Source organism: Polaromonas sp. SP1 (assembly GCF_003711205.1).
GTDB lineage: Bacteria > Pseudomonadota > Gammaproteobacteria > Burkholderiales > Burkholderiaceae_C > Polaromonas.
On record NZ_CP031013.1, the window covers coordinates 2,169,675 to 2,184,161 of the forward strand.

11 protein-coding genes are annotated in these 14,487 nt (G+C 63.4%); all 11 read left to right on the top strand.

Annotated features, from left to right (window positions below; genetic code table 11):
• The first annotated feature begins 37 nt into the window (after positions 1-37).
• The 11 genes from DT070_RS10260 (at position 38) to DT070_RS10310 (ending at position 14,483) form a co-directional block, all read left to right on the top strand.
• Positions 38-1,225 (top strand): CynX/NimT family MFS transporter, encoded by a 1,188-nt coding sequence (locus tag DT070_RS10260; RefSeq protein WP_122957351.1) that lies wholly within the window; start codon positions 38-40, stop codon positions 1,223-1,225.
• A gap of 272 nt (positions 1,226-1,497) precedes the next feature.
• The gene (locus DT070_RS10265) at positions 1,498-2,646 is read left to right on the top strand and encodes an ABC transporter substrate-binding protein (RefSeq protein ID WP_122955306.1); all 1,149 of its coding nucleotides are present in this window, start codon (positions 1,498-1,500) and stop codon (positions 2,644-2,646) included.
• A 114-nt stretch (positions 2,647-2,760) separates the two neighbouring features.
• Positions 2,761-3,471, top strand: a complete 711-nt coding sequence (locus DT070_RS10270) for a transposase (RefSeq protein ID WP_122955307.1) — start codon at positions 2,761-2,763, stop codon at positions 3,469-3,471.
• Between the two features lie 238 nt (positions 3,472-3,709).
• The gene (locus DT070_RS10275) at positions 3,710-8,455 is read left to right on the top strand and encodes a glutamate synthase-related protein (protein WP_122955308.1); all 4,746 of its coding nucleotides are present in this window, start codon (positions 3,710-3,712) and stop codon (positions 8,453-8,455) included.
• Positions 8,456-8,567: 112 nt separating this feature from the next.
• A complete protein-coding gene (locus DT070_RS10280) occupies positions 8,568-10,034 on the top strand; it encodes a glutamate synthase subunit beta (protein WP_122955309.1) in 1,467 nt (488 codons plus the stop codon).
• Between the two features lie 255 nt (positions 10,035-10,289).
• Positions 10,290-11,135, top strand: coding sequence for an ABC transporter ATP-binding protein (locus tag DT070_RS10285; protein WP_122955310.1), 846 nt, complete (start codon positions 10,290-10,292; stop codon positions 11,133-11,135).
• The gene (gene mlaE / locus DT070_RS10290; protein WP_122955311.1) at positions 11,132-11,926 is read left to right on the top strand and encodes a lipid asymmetry maintenance ABC transporter permease subunit MlaE; all 795 of its coding nucleotides are present in this window, start codon (positions 11,132-11,134) and stop codon (positions 11,924-11,926) included. Before DT070_RS10285 ends, mlaE begins: the two co-directional genes overlap by 4 nt.
• A gap of 130 nt (positions 11,927-12,056) precedes the next feature.
• On the top strand, positions 12,057-12,563 hold the full coding sequence (gene mlaD, locus DT070_RS10295; protein WP_122955312.1) for an outer membrane lipid asymmetry maintenance protein MlaD: 507 nt from the start codon (positions 12,057-12,059) through the stop codon (positions 12,561-12,563).
• The gene (locus DT070_RS10300) at positions 12,560-13,330 is read left to right on the top strand and encodes a VacJ family lipoprotein (protein ID WP_122955313.1); all 771 of its coding nucleotides are present in this window, start codon (positions 12,560-12,562) and stop codon (positions 13,328-13,330) included. Before mlaD ends, DT070_RS10300 begins: the two co-directional genes overlap by 4 nt.
• A gap of 206 nt (positions 13,331-13,536) precedes the next feature.
• Positions 13,537-14,187: a phospholipid-binding protein MlaC gene (locus tag DT070_RS10305; RefSeq protein WP_122955314.1), complete on the top strand. Its 651-nt coding sequence runs from the start codon at positions 13,537-13,539 to the stop codon at positions 14,185-14,187.
• A 14-nt stretch (positions 14,188-14,201) separates the two neighbouring features.
• Positions 14,202-14,483: a lipid asymmetry maintenance protein MlaB gene (locus DT070_RS10310; RefSeq protein WP_122955315.1), complete on the top strand. Its 282-nt coding sequence runs from the start codon at positions 14,202-14,204 to the stop codon at positions 14,481-14,483.
• Positions 14,484-14,487 lie beyond the last annotated feature (4 nt).

The following is a 14,487-nucleotide window of genomic DNA, read 5'->3' on the forward strand; positions in this document are numbered from 1 at the left end:
CACTGCCGCCACCGACTCGCGCGCCGCCTGGTGCGTCATGGCCGCCGGCGTGGTGGCCGCACTGCATGTCGGCAAGCTGCCGCCCGCCTTGCCCGTGCTCGGCCAGGTGCTGGGCGTTTCGCTGTTGCAGGCCGGCTTCCTGTTGTCGCTGGTGCAGTTGGCGGGCATGACGCTGGGGCTTGTCACCGGCCTGGCTGTGCAGCGCACGGGCCTGCGGCGCAGCATGGTCGGCGGCCTGCTGGTGCTGGCGCTCGCCAGCGCGCTGGGCGGCGGCGCCCCCGGTGTCCACGGCTTGCTGGCCTCCCGTGTGCTCGAGGGGCTGGGATTCTTGTGGGTCGTTTTGCCGGCGCCGGCCCTGGTGCGTCAATTGGTACCGCCGCAAAATCTCAGCCGCATGATGGGCGTTTGGGGCGCTTACATGCCGCTGGGTGCTGCGCTGGCCTTGCTGGCGGGCCCGCAGGTCATCAGCTGGGCTGCGCCGGAGTGGGGCTGGCGAATCCTGTGGTGGCTGCTTGCCGTGCTCGCCGCTGGGCTGGCGCTGCTGCTGCTGTGGCGCGTGCCCGCCGACGAAAAGAAACCCGGCCCGCTGCCTGGGCAGGAAGCGGCCGGGAACCGCAACGGCTTCCAGCTCGTCAGCGTGACCTTGCGTTCACCCGCAGCGTGGCTCATGGCGATGGCGTTTGCCATGTATTCAGGTCAGTGGCTTGCCGTGGTGGGCTTCCTCCCCTCGATCTACGCGCAGGCGGGCGTGGGCGGCAGCTCGGTCGCCTGGCTCACGGCGCTGGCCGCCGCCGTCAACATCGTCGGCAACGTGGCCGCCGGCCGGCTCCTGGGCCGCGGTGTGCGGCCGCTTTCGCTGCTCTGCACGGGTTTTGCGGCCATGGCGGGCGGCACCCTGCTGGCCTTTACCGCACACGTTCCCCCCGAGCTTCAGTATGCGGCGGTGCTGGCATTCTCCATGGTGGGGGGCTTGATACCCGCGACCCTTTTCAGCCTGGCGATCCGCCTGGCCCCCAGCGCCGACACGGTGTCCACCACCGTGGGCTGGATCCAGCAATGGTCGGCGCTCGGCCAGTTCGCCGGCCCTCCGCTGGTGGCGTGGGTTGCCGCGGCGGCGGGCGGCTGGCAATGGACGGGGTGGGTCACCGCGGCGAGTTCCGGGCTTGGGTTGCTGCTGGCGGTCGTATTGCACCGTTTGCTGCCCAGGCAGGCGGCGCAGCGGTAGTGTTTGTTGGGCGTGGGGGCGGCAATAAGAAGAAAAGAAGCGTGTAAAGCACGATTGGCGAGAAAGCGCATGCGCAATACGTAGTCGAAAGGCTACAGGCTATGACATAGGCTTATGACGTGTTGGCATTTCCCCTGCTGTCTTTTCGCCGCTGCAGGGCTTACGCTTCCCATCTGCGCACAATTCGTCACAATTTTTTCGGGCAGTAAGCGCATGCTGCATTGCAGGCATCAAACCTGCTTTGGCTGTCTCTTATCTCTAAAGGTGTTGTCATGGGCTTCAATCGGCGTCAGTTAATCCTCAGCGGTGTATCAGCCGGCGTCAGTGTCGCAAGCCCCGCGCTCTGGGCCCAGGCCAAGGGCGGCAAAAAAATCGTCCTCGGGCAATCGGTGCCGCTGACGGGCGCCGCAGACCAGATTGGCCTTGCCTACCTCAACGGCGCAAAAATCTACTTTGACGCCCTCAATGCCAAAAACGGCGCCGGCGGTTACAAGATCGAGGTCAAGGCCCTCGATGACGGTTACGTCCCCGCCAAAGCGGCCGCCAACGCCAAGCAACTGATCGACGAAGGCGTCGATGCCCTGTTCGGCTTCACCGGCACGGCCAGTTGCGACGCGGCCTTCGCTGCGGCAAAAGCGTCCGGCACCCTGTTCTTCGCGCCTTTTGCCGCGTCCGACGCGCTGCACGATCCCGCGCTCACCAACGTGTTCCATGTGCGTCCCGCGCTGGCCGACGAGGCCTACAAGATCGCCCGCCATTGCGCCACGCTCAACCAGGATCGCATCGCCGTATTCGCCGAAGACGACGCCATGGGCAAGGCCGGCCTGGCCGCCGTCAACCAGGCGCTGATTGACCTGAAACGCCCGGCCATCGTCGGCAGCGCACTGTCGCCGGTCAACAGCGACAAGGTCGATGCGGCCGTGGCGCAGATCATGAAGGCGCAGCCCCAGGCCGTCATCCAGGTAAGCCTGTTCAATTCCTCGGCGGCTTTCATCCGCAAGATGCGCCAGGCCGGCTTTGGCGGGCAGTTCCTCAATTTTTCCGTCGTGGGGATCGATCCGCTGTTCAGCGCGCTGGGCAAAGAGATCGGCGGCGTGGTGATTTCACAGGTGGTGCCGTCGCCGCGCAGCACCGGCACGCCCATCATCAAGGAATACCTGGACGTGCTGAACCAGACCGACCAGACGCCCAGCTACGAAAGCGTCGAAGGCTATATCGCCGCCAGGACTTTTGCCGAAGGCGTGCGCCGCAGCGCGGCTGGCAGCGGCAAGCCCGACAGGGCAGGCCTGCAAAAGGCGTTTGAGACCATGACCGACTACGACGTGGGCGGCTTTCGCGTCAACTTGCGGCCCAAAAAATACGAATCGGTGCGTGTGATCGACCTGGTCACCATCACGCCCGACGGCAAAGTCGTTCGCTGAGCGTCTTCGCTGCCGGGAGGCGGTCCGGCAGGGCTGCGGCGATTCGCCTTTAGAGCGGTCAGAAATTAGGGTCAGATTCAAATATCATGGTGCAAACTCCCGGCATTGCATCCCATGGCCCGTCTTCCCCGCCTGACGCTTCCAGGCTTTCCCCACCACATCATCCAGCGCGGCAATAACCGCCAGAGCGTCTTTTCATCAGTGGCCGACCACCAGATGTTTTTGGCGCTGCTGGACGAAAGCGCCCGCAAATTCGGTGTTGCCCTGCATGCTTATGTGCTGATGGACAACCATTTCCACCTGCTCGCAACACCTTCCACGGCCGATGGCCTGCCGCAGATGATGCAGGCCGCCGGGCGGCGTTATGTGCGCTATTTCAACGACAGCCATGGCCGCACCGGCACTTTGTGGGAGGGGCGTTACCGCGCCACCGTCATCGAGGCCGAACGCTACCTGCTGGCGTGCATGGCCTATATGGACCTCAACCCGGTCCGCGCCGGGCAGGTGGCCGAGGCCAAAGACTACCCGTGGTCCAGCCACGGCCATTACGCCGGCCTGCGCGTCGACAGCCTGCTGACGCCGCACCCGCTGGTCTGGGCGCTGGGCAACACGCCCTTCGCGCGGGAGGCCGCCTACGCCGAACTGGTGCGTGCCGGCATCACGCTGGAGCAGCAGGACCAGCTGACCCGCTCGGCGCTGAGCGGCTGGGCCTTGGGTGGCGAAGGTTTTGTGGCGGAGCTGCAAAAGCACACGGAGCGCCGCATGACCAAAAACCAGCCGGGTCGGCCTGTACGTACCAAAGATGAGGATGAAAAAGGCCTATAGCCCACATTCCACATAGACTTTTTGCTATCAAATTTGATGTGTCCCCAATTTAAAGTTGATTAAATCAATCGGCATTTAATTAGAATCTGACCCCATTTAAAGCGCTTGGCATTGTTGTTGCAATGCAATATGCTCCCATTCCCTGCGAAAAATTATGAACCTTGCGGATGGAAGCGTTGCCAGGCCCTTTTAAGCGCTGCGCGGCACCGCCGTCATCCCCACCTGACGAGGAAATGCCATGACCACGGCTGCTGAAATCAAGCATTTTGAAGAAAACGGTTTGTACTCCGGTGCGAACGAACACGATGCCTGCGGCGTCGGTTTTGTGGCCCACATCAAGGGGCACAAAAGCCATGCCATCGTCCAGCAGGGCCTGAAGATCCTCGAAAATCTCGACCACCGGGGCGCAGTGGGCGCTGACAAGCTGATGGGCGACGGCGCCGGTATCCTGATCCAGTTGCCTGACGCGCTCTACCGCGAAGAAATGGCCGGCCAGGGCGTGCAGCTGCCGCCGCCCGGTGAATACGGCGTCGGCATGGTGTTTTTGCCGAAAGAACATGCCTCCCGCCTGGCTTGCGAGCAGGCGCTGGAGCGCGCCGTCAAGGCCGAAGGTCAGGTGCTGCTGGGCTGGCGCGATGTGCCGGTCAACCGCGACATGCCGATGTCGCCCACCGTGCGCGAAAAAGAACCCATCCTGCGCCAGATCTTCATCGGCCGCGGCAACGACGTCATCGTGCAGGACGCGCTGGAGCGCAAGCTGTACGTGATCCGCAAAACCGCCAGCGCCGCCATCCAGAACCTGCGCCTGACGCACAGCAAAGAGTATTACGTGCCCAGCATGTCTAGCCGCACGGTGGTCTACAAGGGCCTGCTGCTGGCCGATCAGGTGGGCACCTACTACCGTGATTTGACCGACCCGCGCTGCGTCTCGGCGCTGGGCCTGGTGCACCAGCGTTTCTCGACCAACACCTTTCCCGAATGGCCGCTGGCCCACCCTTACCGCTACGTTGCGCACAACGGCGAAATCAACACCGTCAAGGGCAACTACAACTGGATGAAGGCCCGCGAAGGCGTGATGTCGTCGCCGGTGCTGGGCGCCGACCTGCAAAAGCTCTACCCGATCAGCTTTGCCAGCCAGTCTGACACCGCGACCTTCGACAACTGCCTGGAGTTGCTGACCATGGCCGGCTACCCCATCAGCCAGGCCGTGATGATGATGATCCCCGAGCCGTGGGAGCAGCACACCACCATGGACGAGCGCCGCAAGGCCTTCTATGAATACCATGCCGCCATGCTCGAGCCCTGGGACGGCCCGGCCTCCATCGTCTTCACCGACGGCCGCCAGATCGGCGCCACGCTGGACCGCAACGGCCTGCGCCCGTCGCGCTACTGCGTGACCGATGACGACCTGGTCATCATGGCCTCCGAATCGGGCGTGCTGCCGATCCCTGAGCACAAGATCGTGCGCAAATGGCGCCTGCAGCCGGGCAAGATGTTCCTGATCGACCTCGAGCAAGGCCGCATGGTCGACGACGAGGAAATCAAGGCCACGCTGGCCCACAGCAAGCCCTACAAGCAGTGGATTGAAAACCTGCGCATCAAGCTGGACGACGTGGCCGGCAAGGCGGCCAAGGCAGCGCCGGCCACCGCGCCCGCCGCTTCGAACATCGCTTTGCTAGACAGGCAACAGGCTTTCGGCTACACCCAGGAAGACATCAAGTTCCTGATGTCCCCCATGGCCGCCAACGGCGAAGAAGCCACCGGCTCCATGGGTAACGACAGCCCGCTGGCCGTGCTGTCCAACAAGAACAAGCCGCTCTACAACTACTTCAAGCAGTTGTTCGCGCAAGTGACCAACCCGCCCATCGACCCGATCCGCGAAGCCATCGTGATGTCGCTGGTGTCCTTCATCGGCCCCAAGCCCAACCTGCTGGACATCAACCAGGTCAACCCGCCGATGCGGCTGGAAGTCAGCCAGCCCGTGCTCAACGTGGCCGACATGCAAAAGCTGCGCGACATCGAGGCGCACACCCAGGGCAAGTTCAAGAGCTACACCCTGGACATCACCTACCCGCTGGCCTGGGGCCACGAAGGTGTCGAGGCCAAGCTGGCCTCGCTGTGCGCCGAGGCGGTCGACGCGATCAAGGACGGCAAGAACATCCTGATCGTCAGTGACCGCGGCATCAGTGCCACGCAGGTCGCCATCCCGGCCCTGCTGGCCCTGTCGGCCATTCACCAGCACCTGGTGAAAGAAGGCCTGCGCACCACCGCCGGCCTCGTCGTTGAAACCGGCTCGGCCCGCGAAGTGCACCACTTCGCCGTGCTGGCCGGCTACGGCGCCGAAGCCGTGCACCCCTACCTCGCCATGGAAACCCTGGCTGAGTTGTCCAAGGGCCTGCCGGGCGACCTCAGCACCGACAAGGCCGTCTACAACTACACCAAGGCCATCGGCAAGGGCCTGTCCAAGATCATGTCCAAGATGGGCGTGTCCACTTACATGAGCTACTGCGGCGCGCAGCTGTTCGAGGCCATCGGCCTGAACCGTGACACCGTGGCCAAGTTTTTCACCGGCACGGCCAGCCAGGTCGAAGGCATGGGCGTGTTCGAGATCGCCGAAGAAGCGCTGCGCATGCACCGCGCGGCTTTCAGCGACGACCCGGTGCTGGCCAACATGCTGGACGCCGGCGGCGAATACGCCTGGCGCGTGCGCGGCGAAGACCACATGTGGACGCCCGACGCAATCGCCAAGCTGCAGCATTCCACGCGCTCCAACAACTGGAATACCTACAAGGAATACGCCCAGCTCATCAACGACCAGAACCGCCGTCACATGACGCTGCGCGGTTTGTTTGAATTCAAGATCGACCCGTCCAAGGCCATCCCGATCGACGAAGTCGAGCCGGCCAAAGAGATCGTCAAGCGTTTTGCCACCGGCGCAATGTCGCTGGGCTCCATCAGCACCGAGGCCCACGCCACCCTGGCCGTGGCCATGAACCGCATCGGCGGCAAGAGCAACACGGGCGAAGGCGGTGAAGACCCGAACCGTTACCGGCAAGAGCTCAAAGGCATCCCGATCAAGAAGGGCGAAACGCTCAAGAGCGTGATCGGCCCGAAACAGGTCGAAGTTGATTTGCCGCTGCAAGACGGCGACTCGCTGCGTTCGCGCATCAAGCAGGTCGCGTCGGGCCGCTTCGGCGTCACGGCCGAATACCTGGTGTCTGCCGACCAGATCCAGATCAAGATGGCGCAGGGCGCCAAGCCCGGCGAAGGCGGCCAGCTGCCCGGCGGCAAGGTCAGCGAATACATCGGCCAGTTGCGCTACTCGGTGCCCGGCGTGGGTTTGATCTCGCCGCCGCCGCACCACGACATCTATTCGATTGAAGACCTGGCCCAGCTGATCCACGATTTGAAGAACGTGAACCCGCGCGCCAGCATCAGCGTCAAGCTGGTCAGCGAAGTCGGCGTCGGCACCATCGCCGCGGGCGTGGCCAAGGCCAAGTCCGACCACGTGGTGATCGCCGGCCATGACGGCGGCACGGGCGCCTCGCCCTGGTCGTCCATCAAGCATGCCGGTTCGCCCTGGGAAATCGGCCTGGCTGAAACGCAGCAGACTTTGGTGCTCAACCGCCTGCGCGGCCGCATCCGCGTGCAGGCCGACGGCCAGATGAAAACCGGCCGCGACGTGATCATCGGCGCGCTGCTGGGCGCCGACGAGTTCGGTTTTGCCACCGCGCCGCTGGTCGTGGAAGGCTGCATCATGATGCGCAAGTGCCACCTCAACACCTGCCCGGTCGGTGTGGCCACGCAAGACCCGGTGCTGCGCCAGAAATTCAGCGGCAAGCCCGAGCACGTCGTCAACTACTTCTTCTTCGTCGCTGAAGAAGCCCGCCAGCTGATGGCGCAGCTCGGCGTGCGCAAGTTTGACGACCTGATCGGCCGCGCCGACCTGCTCGACACGCAAAAAGGCATTGAACACTGGAAGGCCAGCGGCCTTGACTTTGGCCGCCTGTTCTACCAACCCAACGTGCCCGCAGACGTGCCTCGCCTGCACGTGATGGAGCAGGACCACGCGCTCGAAAAAGCACTGGACGTGCGCCTCATCGAAAAATCCAAAGCCGCGATTGAAAAGGGTGAAAAAGTCCAGTTCATCGAAGTGGCGCGCAACGTCAACCGCACCGTCGGCGCCATGCTGTCGGGCGAGCTGACACGCCACCACCCGCAAGGCCTGCCCGACGACACGCTGCGCATCCAGCTCGAAGGCACGGGCGGGCAGTCTTTCGGCGCCTTCCTGGCCAAGGGCATCACCATGTACCTGATCGGTGACGCCAACGACTACACCGGCAAGGGCCTGTCGGGCGGCCGCATCGTCGTGCGCCCCAGCATCGATTTCCGCGGTGACGCGGTGAAGAACACCATCGTCGGCAACACCGTGCTCTACGGCGCGACCACCGGTGAGGCCTTCTTCAGCGGCGTGGCCGGCGAACGTTTTGCCGTGCGCCTGTCGGGCGCCACCGCGGTCGTTGAAGGCACGGGCGACCACGGCTGCGAATACATGACGGGCGGCACCGTCGCGGTGCTGGGCAAGACCGGCCGCAACTTCGCAGCCGGCATGAGCGGCGGCGTGGCGTACGTGTACGACGAAGACGGGTTGTTTGCCACGCGCTGCAACACCTCCATGGTGTCGATGGACCGCATCGTCACCACGGCCGAGCAGCACACCCATGACAAGGCTGAATGGCATGCGGGCGAAAGCGATGAAGAGCTGCTTAAGCGCCTCTTGCAGGACCACAACCGCTGGACCGGCAGCAAGCGCGCGCGCGAGCTGCTCGACAACTGGAGCGAGTCACGCCTGAAGTTTGTGAAGGTCTTCCCGAACGAATACAAGAAGGCCCTGATCGAGCGCAAGGAACGCCGCCTGGAAGCCGCGACCGAAACCACCCGGGCCCAGGTCGCCACCAACCAGGAAGCGGTGGCGGCCAAGTAGGCCGTCACTCCTTCGCTCATCACACAGGTTGCTATCGAATTTATAGCTACATGCCCAGACAGGTATTGGGCTAGAGGCATAAAAAGCTTAAAGAATTGCACAGGACTTCATCATGGGAAAAATCACCGGCTTCATGGAATACGAGCGCATCGAGGAGGGCTACAAGCCCGTGCCGGAGCGCCTGAAGAACTACAAGGAATTTGTCATCGGGCTGGACGACGCGCAGGCCAACAAGCAGGCCGCGCGCTGCATGGACTGCGGCACGCCGTTTTGCAACAGCGGCTGCCCGGTCAACAACATCATTCCCGACTTCAACGACATGGTGTTCCGCGCCGACTGGAAAAACGCCATCGACACGCTGCACAGCACCAACAACTTCCCCGAGTTCACCGGCCGCATCTGCCCCGCGCCCTGCGAAGCCGCCTGCACGCTGAACGTGAATGACGACGCCGTCGGCATCAAGTCCATCGAGCACGCCATCATCGACCGCGCCTGGTCCGAAGGCTGGGTCAAGCCCGTGATGCCCAAGCACAAGACCGGCAAGAAAGTGGCCGTGGTCGGCTCCGGCCCCGCCGGCATGGCTGCCGCCCAGCAGCTGGCGCGCGCCGGCCATGAGGTGACGCTGTTTGAGAAGAACGACCGCGTCGGCGGCCTGCTGCGCTACGGCATTCCCGACTTCAAGATGGAAAAAGTCCATATCGACCGCCGCGTGGACCAGATGAAAGCCGAAGGCGTGAACTTTCGCACCGGCGTGATGGTGGGCAGCCTGCCCAAAGACTCCAAGGTCACCAATTGGGCCAAGGAAAGCATCACGCCCGAGCAACTGCAAAAAGACTTCGACGCCGTGATTCTGACCGGCGGCGCCGAGCAGTCGCGCGATTTGCCCGTGCCCGGCCGCGACCTGGACGGCGTGCACTTTGCGATGGAATTTTTGCCCCAGCAAAACAAGGTCAACGCCGGCGACAAGGTCAAAGGCCAGCTGCGCGCCGACGGCAAGCACGTCATCGTGATCGGCGGCGGCGATACCGGCTCCGACTGCGTGGGCACCAGCAACCGCCACGGCGCGGCCAGCGTCACCCAGTTTGAGCTGATGCCCCAGCCGCCCGAAGAAGAAAACCGCCCCATGACCTGGCCTTACTGGCCGATCAAGCTGCGCACCTCTTCCAGCCATGAAGAAGGCTGCGAGCGCGAGTTCGCCATCTCGACCAAAGAACTGATCGGTGAAAAAGGCAAGGTCGCGGGCCTGAAGACCGTTCGCGTCGAATGGAAAGACGGAAAGATGGTCGAAGTGCCCGGCTCCGAGCAAACCCTCAAAGCCGACCTGGTGCTGCTGGCCATGGGCTTTGTCTCGCCGGTCGCCTCTGTGCTGGACGCCTTCGGCATCGAAAAAGACAACCGCGGCAACGCCAAGGCCGGCACCGACTTCACCGGCGGCTACGCCACCAACGTGCCCAAGGTGTTCGCTGCCGGCGATATCCGCCGCGGCCAGAGCCTGGTGGTATGGGCGATTCGCGAAGGCCGCCAGGCCGCGCGTGCGGTGGACGAGTTTTTGATGGGCTACAGCGACCTGCCTCGCTAACGCTGTGCCCCGGCCTTCGCAAATCGCCCCAAGGGGCGGTTAAATAAACCTCAAGCTTGCGCTTGAGGTGCGCGAAGGCCGCCAGGCCGCGCGCGCCGTCGACGAATTCCTGATGGGCTTTAGCGACTTGCCTGCCCAATAGACATCGCAGTATTACTGGCCGGTATTACTTCCCGGGAGCAGACGGGCCAAACCCCGTATCATTAGGGCATTCCCCTAGCTCCGCCGGCGCGCTTGCCGGCCCTCACTTTCCCAATGGCCGACACCCCCGCTTCATCACTGGTTGAATTCAAGGATGTGACCTTTTCCTACCCGGGTTCCACGGGTGACCGCGTCATCCTCGACCAGGTCACGCTGTCTGTTCCCCGCGGCAAGGTCACGGCGCTCATGGGCGCTTCCGGCGGCGGCAAGACCACGGTGCTGCGCCTTATCGGCGGCCAGCAAAAAGCCAACAGCGGCACCGTCACGTTTGACGGGCAGGACATCGGCAAGCTGGCGCAAAAAGAGCTCTACGCCGCCCGACGCCGCATGGGCATGCTGTTCCAGTTCGGCGCGCTCTTCACCGACCTGAGCGTGTTCGACAACGTCGCCTTTCCGCTGCGCGAGCACACCGCACTGGACGAGCGCATGATCCGCGACATCGTGTTGATGAAGCTCAATGCCGTCGGCCTGCGCGGCGCGCGCGACCTGATGCCCAGCGAGGTGTCCGGCGGCATGGCGCGGCGTGTGGCGCTGGCCCGGGCCATCGCCCTGGACCCGGCACTCATCATGTACGACGAGCCTTTTGCCGGGCTGGACCCGATTTCGCTGGGCACTGCGGCCCAATTGATTCGCGAGCTCAATGACACGCTGGGCATCACCAGCATCGTGGTGTCGCATGACCTCGAAGAGACATTTCGCATCGCCGACAAGGTGGTGATCCTGGCCAACGGCAGCATCGCTGCGCAGGGCACGCCGGATGAAGTCCGTAATTCGACCGATCCGCTGGTGCACCAGTTCGTCAACGGCCTCGCCGAGGGGCCTGTGAAATTCCATTACCCCGGGCCGGAAGTCCTGTCGGATTTCGGCAGCCAGCCCGCATCCCGCAAGGGGCAATCATGAGCCGCTACAGCCCTGTTCGCCTGCTGTCCGACCTCGGCTTTGCCGTGCGCCGGCAGATGGCGGAAATCGGCTATGCCGCCCGCCTGATGTCCAAATTGGTGGCCCTGACGGGACCGGCGCTGGCCCGTTTCGGGCTGGTGAGGGACCAGATCCTGTTCCTGGGCAACTATTCGCTCGCCATCATTGCGGTGTCGGGCCTCTTCGTCGGTTTTGTGCTGGGCCTGCAGGGCTACTACACGCTGCAGCGCTACGGCTCTGAAAGCGCGCTGGGCTTGCTGGTGGCGCTCAGCCTGGTGCGCGAACTCGGGCCTGTCGTCACGGCTCTGCTGTTTGCCGGCCGTGCCGGCACCGCCCTGACGGCCGAAATCGGCATCATGAAGCGCGACGAAGTGCTCAGTTACATGGAAATGACCGCAATTGACCCGGTGCGGCGCATCCTCGCGCCTCGCTTCTGGGGCGGCATCATCGCCATGCCGCTGCTGGCAGCGGTGTTCAGCGCCGTCGGCATCATGGGCGGCTGGCTGGTGGGCGTGGTCATGATCGGCATCGACGCGGGTTCCTTCTGGAGCCAGATGCAGGGCGGTGTGGACGTCTGGCGCGACGTGGGCAACGGCGTCATCAAGAGTTTTGTCTTCGGCGTCACGGTGACTTTTGTGGCCTTGCACCAGGGTTTTGAGGCCCAGCCGACGCCCGAGGGCGTCTCGCGCGCCACAACCCGGACCGTCGTTGTGGCTTCGCTGGCCGTGCTGGGGCTCGATTTCCTGCTGACCGCATCGATGTTCAGCCTTTGATTTGTGTCTTTTATCCGCCTTTAACCACCCTAAAACATTTTTAATCCGCCCATGAGAAAATCCACCATTCCAGTGTTTGCCTTGAATGGATGGTGCAGGGCAGCCCTCTCGGGCCACTGAAAGAAGAACCATGCAACGCTCCAAAAATGATCTCTGGGTTGGCCTGTTTGTCCTGATCGGGGGGGCTGCTGTCCTGTTCCTGGCGCTCAAATCCGCCAATTTGCTCAGCCTGAACTTCGACACCTCCTACAGGATCGTTGCGAAATTTGACAATATCGGCGGCCTGAAGCCGCGCGCGGCTGTTAAAAGCGCAGGCGTGGTGGTCGGCCGGGTGGAAAGCATCACCTTCGACGACAAGGCCTACCAGGCCAGCGTCAACCTGGCCATGGAAAGCCGCTACGTGTTTCCCAAGGACAGCTCCCTGAAAATCCTGACCAGCGGTTTGCTGGGCGAGCAGTACATCGGCGTGGAGGCCGGTGGGGACGAAAAGAATTTTGCCGCGGGCGACGTGACCAAAAACACGCAGTCGGCCGTGGTGCTTGAGAATCTGATCAGCCAGTTTTTATACAGTAAAGCGGCGGACAGCAGTTCCGGATCAGGGTCTGCACCGCCACCAGCGACCACAGAAAAAAAATGACAAGCAACAACACGATGAAAAAATCAACAGGGTGGGCCGGCGCTGTTCTGGCCATAGCGCTGCTGCAGGGATGCGCCTCCGGCCCAGGGGCCAATCCGGCCGATCCGCTGGAGCCTTTCAACCGGGCCATGTTCAGCTTCAACGAAGGTGTGGACCGCACGGTGCTCAAGCCGGTGGCCACCGCTTACCGCGACGTCACGCCCCAGCCGGTGCGCACCGGTGTCACCAACTTTTTCGGCAACATCTCCGACGTCTGGGCGGTCGTCAACAATCTGCTCCAGGGCAAGGGTGAGGCCGCAGCCGACAGCCTGTTCCGCGTCACGACCAACACCTTCTGGGGCCTGGGCGGCATTTTTGACGTGGCCAGCGACATGAAGATTGCCAAGCATTCCGAAGACTTCGGCCAGACCCTGGGTGTGTGGGGCGTGGGCTCCGGCCCCTACCTGGTCCTGCCTTTGCTCGGCCCGTCCACCGTGCGCGACACCGCCGGCCTGGTGGTGGACTCGCAAATGGACCTGGTCACCCAGGCCAGCAATGTGCGTGTGCGCAATTCACTGACGACGCTGCGCGTGGTCAATGTCCGCGCCAACCTGCTGGGCGCCGGCGATGTGCTGGACCAGGCGGCACTGGACAAATACAGCTTCACCCGCGAGATCTACCAGCAGCGCCGTGCCAGCCTGATCGGCAACGCACCGGCGGAAAAGGAAGAGCGCTTTGACTTGCCTGAAGGTGCGCAGCCTGCCCCCGCCGCGCCGGCTGCCAGGTAAGAAGATGAAACAAACCTGAACATGGCCAAATAAGGCCTTGTTTAAGCGCTGTTCCAGCAATATTTACAAGACTGCCGAATAACTTCATCCGCTGTCCGGACACAATCCCGCAAAATCTCCCCAGAAACATCGGTTTTCAGGCGCGGCAGGCACACCCAGTGGTGCCGTGATCCCGTAACCGCATGTTTCACCATTGAAGGAACATCATGAAACGTAGAACGCTTGGCCATTTGTTGACCGCCACCCTCAGCCTGGCACTGATGGGCGCCGCGCCTTTCGTGCGCGCCGCCGACGAGGCGCCTGACGCCCTGATCAAACGTGTGTCGGCCGAAGTGCTGGACAACATAAAGACCGACAAAGCCGTCAAGGCCGGTGACCTGACCAAGGTGCTGGCGCTCGTCGACAGCAAGATCATGCCCAACGTGAACTTCACCCGCATGACGGCTTCGGCCGTGGGCCGCAACTGGCGCCAGGCCACGCCCGAGCAGCAAAAGAAGCTGCAGGACGAGTTCAAGACCCTGCTGATCCGCACCTATTCCGGCGCACTGGCGCAAGTCAGCGACCAAAGCGTCAATGTCAAGCCGCTGCGTGCGGCACCGGCCGACACCGAAGTCGTGGTGCGCACCGAAGTCCTGGGCCGGGGCGATCCTGTCCAGCTTGACTACCGCATGGAAAAAACCACCACGGGCTGGAAGATCTATGACCTGAACGTGCTGGGCGTCTGGCTGGTGGAAACCTACCGCACCCAGTTCGCGCAGGAAATCAACGCCAAGGGCGTCGATGGCTTGATCGCCTCGCTGGTGCAACGCAACCAGTCCAATACCGGCGCCGGCGCAGCCGCTGCCAAGAAGCCCTGAACGGCCGACCTCCGGTGCTCACGCTTCCTTCCGTCCTGACGCACGCCGAGGCCGCCGGGTTCGCCCATGGCCTCAAGCAGGCCGTGCTGGCCCAGCCGGCTGAGGTGGTGGCCGACGCCGGCGCGCTCGAGGGGTTCGACTCCTCGGCGCTGGCGGTCTTGCTCGAATGCCGGCGCGAAGCGCTGGCCGCCGGCAAAGCGTTCTCAGTAAGCGGCCTGCCGGCCCGCCTGCGCCAGCTGGCAGGCCTTTATGGCGTGGCGGAGTTGATTCCCGCCACCGCCGCACCGGCCGTCTGAAGCC

What these genes read in the sequence shown, in the direction of transcription:
- DT070_RS10260 (WP_122957351.1), top strand. Translation starts at nt 38, where the DNA reads ATGGCCGCCGGCGTGGTGGCCGCACTGCATGTCGGCAAGCTGCCGCCC.
- DT070_RS10265 (WP_122955306.1), top strand. Translation starts at nt 1,498, where the DNA reads ATGGGCTTCAATCGGCGTCAGTTAATCCTCAGCGGTGTATCAGCCGGC.
- DT070_RS10270 (WP_122955307.1), top strand. Translation starts at nt 2,761, where the DNA reads ATGGCCCGTCTTCCCCGCCTGACGCTTCCAGGCTTTCCCCACCACATC.
- DT070_RS10275 (WP_122955308.1), top strand. Translation starts at nt 3,710, where the DNA reads ATGACCACGGCTGCTGAAATCAAGCATTTTGAAGAAAACGGTTTGTAC.
- DT070_RS10280 (WP_122955309.1), top strand. Translation starts at nt 8,568, where the DNA reads ATGGGAAAAATCACCGGCTTCATGGAATACGAGCGCATCGAGGAGGGC.
- DT070_RS10285 (WP_122955310.1), top strand. Translation starts at nt 10,290, where the DNA reads ATGGCCGACACCCCCGCTTCATCACTGGTTGAATTCAAGGATGTGACC.
- mlaE (WP_122955311.1), top strand. Translation starts at nt 11,132, where the DNA reads ATGAGCCGCTACAGCCCTGTTCGCCTGCTGTCCGACCTCGGCTTTGCC.
- mlaD (WP_122955312.1), top strand. Translation starts at nt 12,057, where the DNA reads ATGCAACGCTCCAAAAATGATCTCTGGGTTGGCCTGTTTGTCCTGATC.
- DT070_RS10300 (WP_122955313.1), top strand. Translation starts at nt 12,560, where the DNA reads ATGACAAGCAACAACACGATGAAAAAATCAACAGGGTGGGCCGGCGCT.
- DT070_RS10305 (WP_122955314.1), top strand. Translation starts at nt 13,537, where the DNA reads ATGAAACGTAGAACGCTTGGCCATTTGTTGACCGCCACCCTCAGCCTG.